This window comes from Ferroplasma sp. Type II (genome assembly GCF_000496155.1).
On sequence record NZ_KI542751.1, the window covers coordinates 1 to 4,382 of the forward strand.

A 4,382-nucleotide genomic window follows, 5' to 3' on the forward strand; every position below is an offset into this window, starting at 1 on the left:
TTGATGAACCGGAAGTTTTTATTACTGTGGCCAATGCGTAATCATTTTTCTTTTCCTGCAAGTCCAGTTGTAGAGGTATTATATTATCATACATGAATGTTAAAATGATAACTTGTTTAAAACTTTTTTCACAATGTGAGTTGATATCTGATTTACGTGAATAAATGTACATTATGTATGCATTTAATTAACATTAACATAAAAAATATACAATTAAACAATTAATTCAATATTAATAGGTATATATCCGGACAACATATTAAATTTTGTAGTAATGTATTGAACTACACAACCTATAAGGGTGATAATGCAATTATCTATTATGGCAATCATAAAAGCTGAAAATGGACAGATAAGTGATAAGGTAGTTATCCTTGGGAACATGGAAAGGCAGAAAACCATTAATTCATATCTCAAGAATGTGGAAAAAATCTCTGAATATGCAGGGTATCAAACCTATACAGGAGAATATAATGGACAAAAAATTACGACTGTGTTCCATGGTATCGGAATTCCATCCATGGCACTTGTTGTAGATGACTTGATTTCCGCCGGTGCAAAAAAAATAGTCAGGTTCGGTTCGGCATTTTCCGTCTCAGAAAATGTAAAACCCGGAACAGCTATTCTTCCCATAGGGTACTCTTACAATTTCGGTGGAGTATTCAAGCAGTATCTTGGTGATTCCTACTCCATTGCACTGACACCGGATTACGGAATGCTTAAGGCTGAGGATGAAAAACTCTCAAGGGCAGGCATTGATAAAGTTGTCGGAAATGTGTTTACAAGCGACGCTTTGATGACCCATAATAAACAATTTGCAGAAAAACTGGCAAAGGATGGAAATATTGCAGTTGAGCTAGAAGGTGCTGGACTTTATTTCATTGCCAAGTTAAAGGGAATTCAGGCTCTTTCAGTTCATCTGGCATATGGAAACCTGGTTACCGGAGAAACTCTGGCTGCTGATAAAATAAATGAAAAAGAGAAAAAAATATCAGAAACACTGCTCGACCTGCTTTCTCAGTAAATATTTTTATAAATTTTGTTATTTAATGCTAGGTTAAGATTTCTGTTAACAGTGTTAACAAACCTCTTTGAAAGTTGTCATTTTTAATAATTCAAAGATGCTTAAACTTTCAGGAGCAACCCGTATCCCCTCTATCCCGTCAGCAAAAGCGTTCGGGAATGCCTTTTTTATTATATTATAAGAGCCGTTTATGTCTGCATTTATTAGAATGCCTTTAGCAGATTTAAATAATCCTCTCTTTATTCTCTTTCCAGGATATTTATCATGCTTTTCAATGCTTTCATTATCCAGAAAAGAGCATTTAGATGTATATGACTCTTCCTGAAGAATAACATCAATGCCATATTCTTCTGCTTTGTATTTTATCATTGAAATAAGCCTATTAAAAGGTATCTGAACAAAGTTTTGATTATTCTTCTTTCCAATATTGACATTCTGCTTCCATAGTTCATTGTGACCTATTACTATTGTATCAATATTGTTTAACAATGCATAATTAACAACTCCTATTGACAACTTATGGAATAAATCATTTATTTCTCTATTTCTTTTGTCTGTTATTAATTTCATCATTTTTGTATATCTTGAATACTTCTTATTATGCTTGTTCTGTATATCATTTATGGATCTAAGTTTGGAAATCTGCTTATTATAGAACTGATTAATTGATTTGACAACACCGCCCTTAACAATAACAGGATTTAAACCAGTATTGTTTGATATAGATACGATGTTGTCAACACCAACATCTATTCCCATAATATTATTATTTCTTATTAATGGCCCATTAATTTCCTTCTTATAAACTATCTCTATATTATATCCGTTTCCGTGAGGTATAATCCTTACCTCTCTTAAATTAACATTATCATCTACCCTTGTCTTCACCTCTAAATTTATCATTTTTGGAAAATGCAATATTCCATTCTCTATATGGCACTGCTGGTTGGTGAATATTAAAATGAATTCACCATCCTTATCCTTATAATGTGGAATATTTGGCTTTCCCAGAAAATCCTCTGGATGTTTATAGTATTCTCTTAATGCTTTAAAATATGAGAATATATATCTAGAACCGCTTTTAAATCCCGTAAAGCAAGTTCGGGAGGAAACGGGACTTCAGTATTATTTCTCACACACTGGGCAAATTCCATTATTTCCGCAGTGTAAACATCGTATTTCTCCACATTTGCATTTTTCCCGTTGAGTATAAGGTCGCCGTAGACAGTCCTTTTTGGAGTTCCCACTTCCCATGAAGTCCTTGACTTTGGATCCTCATATATGGATCCTCTGTCACCAATAATTTCAAATGCAGGCAATTCCGGTGGGTTTCTGTATGCCCATGAATAGAAAAACAGACCTTTGCTGCCATTTTTGAAGTTAAATAATGCTACTGTGGTGTCCTCTCCAGATAAAATGGAACCCCCATGCATACTTTTGCCATGGATGCTTTCATAGTCGCCACCAAAATTCAACATTGTATCTATATAATGGATTCCCCCATCTATCAGGGCTCCACCGCCCATCTTATTCTGTTCGACTCTCCAGCCTTCATGCTCAAAAAGTCTCTGGTCTCTGACTATAATGGTATTTATTCTGCCTATCATATTGTCTTTTATCATTTTCACAGCTGATCTTACTGAAGGATCAAAAAAATACTGGTCAGTTACCATGAATTTGACATTATAATCCTTTGAAGCCCCTATCATAGCTTTCCCATCCTCTATGCTGGTTGCTATGGGCTTCTCTACTAGGACGTTGCTGCCGGCCTTCATTGCCTTTATGGCCATTTCCCTGTGCAGGTGATGTGGAACTACCAGATCCACTATATCAAAATTATCCTTAATGGCATCATCATAACTGCTGTAAACGTTTTCAATATCAAATTTTTCCTTTGTTCTTTTTATCACATCACTCTTTCTTTCAACTATACTGATTTCCATGTCTTTTATGCCTGAAAGGTGCTTCTGCCCGAAGTTGTTTACGCCCACCACCAATATTTTCATAATATTGTAATATGAATAATATTAATTACTTTTCTCTTTTACATAAATATCAAATTTAATGGTGAATGTGGTTTAATAGAAGTGATTTCCTCTCACAGTTTTCGCTTTAGGCAATATCAATATTAATATACGGTTTGCGGATTGATTATCCATGGACGCAGTAGAATTATTAATGCAGGACCATGCAAGCATTAGAATAATTGCAGAAAACGATCTGCTTAACTCCCATGATATGATGGATTTCCAATTATTTCTTATGAAGATTCATGTGGCTGTTGAAGAAAAAATCGTATTCCCGGCACTTGTTGGTGTGGTAGATTACAATACAGGAAAGATCATAGACACATTGATAGCAGACCATAAACTTCTGGACAAACTCTACGGAAACCTGCTAAAGTGGAAAGAAGAAGAAAATCCACTATATACAAATCGGTTGCCATTATTTTATAAGACACTTACATACCATAATTCACAGGAGGAAAAACTTGTGTTTCCTGCATGGAAACGCGTGGAGAAGGAACAGGCAGAAAGGGCACTGAAGGAGGCACATAATATAATTGAATCTGCAGGTATAGATACGTACATGAAAGAGACCGGTGTGTCTCCGGAAATGTTAAATTATATCTTCCTCTAATTTTCATGGCTGTCATGGAATGTATTTTTTTCTTTCAAAAAGGATTTACTTGCAATAATAAACTTATTGTTATCCATATCACGCTCTATTGATATTTTTCCGGCCATCGAAAGCATTCTTATTCTTGACGTTATCGTTTTCCTGCCGATTCTCTCTTTCCTTCCGGATTTGATTATCTGCCTTAGATTTTCTCCATTCAATTCCCTGATCAGATCGTCCACATTTTTATTATTAAAATACAGAATATTAGCCAGAAAGATAAAGAGTACAGTGGAAATGCCGGCAATTCCCACATAATATGGTATATTACCAAAATAGGTAACTTTACGTGTAGCCGTGTAAACTTTACCGTTTTCCGTGACCTTTACAGATATTGAATTTATTCCTATTCCCAATTTGGAATTTAGCACCTTGCCACTATTTGAATACTTGCCGTTTACATACCAGGCAATGGTTGCATTTCTTGTCTGGTTTCCTTTAATTACAACAAAAAAGCTACCGCCACTGTTCATTATTTTGATACTCTGGATTCCTGCATTAGATTTGTGGGAACTACTAATTGTATTGTTGTATGTAAATGTATAATTCTCCATATATGAATAGCCTGCACTGTTTGTTACTATGAAATTTACGGTATAATTTCCACTTTTAATGCCGGTGAACGTGAGATTAAATGTATTATTATCAATAGCACTATATGTTTTATTTAGAGTCCGGG

Annotated in this window: 5 protein-coding genes; 2 read left to right on the plus strand and 3 right to left on the minus strand. The window is 34.8% G+C overall.

Annotated elements, in window-relative coordinates; translation table 11 throughout:
- The first annotated feature begins 322 nt into the window (after positions 1–322).
- Positions 323–1,024 (plus strand): purine-nucleoside phosphorylase, encoded by a 702-nt coding sequence (locus AMDU4_RS09580; protein WP_290704901.1) that lies wholly within the window; start codon positions 323–325, stop codon positions 1,022–1,024.
- A gap of 54 nt (positions 1,025–1,078) precedes the next feature.
- Here the strand turns inward: AMDU4_RS09580 and AMDU4_RS09585 are convergent, their stop codons facing one another.
- Positions 1,079–2,089, minus strand: coding sequence for an RNA-guided endonuclease TnpB family protein (locus tag AMDU4_RS09585; RefSeq protein WP_306766123.1), 1,011 nt, complete (start codon positions 2,087–2,089; stop codon positions 1,079–1,081).
- Entirely contained in the window at positions 2,065–3,030 is a 966-nt protein-coding gene (locus AMDU4_RS09590; RefSeq protein ID WP_021787785.1) for a Gfo/Idh/MocA family protein, read from the minus strand. Before AMDU4_RS09590 ends, AMDU4_RS09585 begins: the two co-directional genes overlap by 25 nt.
- Before the next feature lie 151 nt (positions 3,031–3,181).
- Between AMDU4_RS09590 and AMDU4_RS09595 the strand changes: the two genes are divergently transcribed.
- A complete protein-coding gene (locus AMDU4_RS09595) occupies positions 3,182–3,664 on the plus strand; it encodes a hemerythrin domain-containing protein (protein WP_021787786.1) in 483 nt (160 codons plus the stop codon).
- Here the strand turns inward: AMDU4_RS09595 and AMDU4_RS09600 are convergent.
- On the minus strand, positions 3,661–4,382 hold a 722-nt coding region (locus tag AMDU4_RS09600), incomplete at its 5' end, for a hypothetical protein (RefSeq protein WP_021787787.1). The two genes, AMDU4_RS09595 and AMDU4_RS09600, sit on opposite strands and share 4 nt — an antisense overlap.